1 protein-coding gene is annotated in these 576 nt (G+C 31.8%); it reads right to left on the bottom strand.

The features are described 5' to 3' along the window. Positions 1-101: 101 nt before the first annotated feature. The gene (locus KSU54_RS18610) at positions 102-410 is read right to left on the bottom strand and encodes a PTS lactose/cellobiose transporter subunit IIA (protein ID WP_003539662.1); all 309 of its coding nucleotides are present in this window, start codon (positions 408-410) and stop codon (positions 102-104) included. Positions 411-576 lie beyond the last annotated feature (166 nt).

Here is a 576-nt window from a genome sequence, read left to right as displayed (position 1 = left end):
TACCATATCCCTTTTGTCTTGTAAAGCCTTTTTTGTCTTTTTTTGTAAAAAAATACCACTCCTTCAAAAAGGAATGGTATTTATTCACCTAACTAGTAAAATTACCCGATTTTTTTGTAAACATCAATAAATTCTTGAGCTAAGTCAATAACTACCAAAGCAGTCATTAAGTGGTCTTGAGCATGTACCATTAATAAGTTTAATGGTGCTTTTTCTCCACGAATTTCAGCTTGAATTAATTCTGTTTGAGAATGATGAGCTTCGTTTACTGTTTCTTTAGCTTGTTGTAATGATTCATCAGCTTTTGCTAAGTCACCAGCTTTTGCATATTGAATTGCTTCAATTGCAGAGCTACGAGCACTACCACTGTTTACAATTAGGTTAATTACGATTTGTTCTTGTTCATCCATTTTGATATCTCCTTATAACAATGAATTTTCAGATTTATATCTGCTCTTATATTATACCTAAGTGAAGGGTGCTTTTCAAGCGGTTTCAATTATTTTCAAAATGTAAAAAAAGGCTCTATACTAAAACTGGAGGGGAAATATATCCTGCTCCAGTTTTCTTATATTT

The organism is Erysipelatoclostridium sp. MSK.23.31 (assembly GCF_019125875.1).
GTDB lineage: Bacteria > Bacillota_I > Bacilli_A > Erysipelotrichales > Coprobacillaceae > Thomasclavelia > Thomasclavelia ramosa.
The sequence above is the reverse complement of the archived record's forward strand: the minus strand, read 5'-3'. Positions and strand labels throughout refer to the sequence as shown.

Coding starts and splice junctions, on each gene's coding strand:
- KSU54_RS18610 (WP_003539662.1), bottom strand. CDS start 410: ATGGATGAACAAGAACAAATCGTAATTAACCTAATTGTAAACAGTGGT.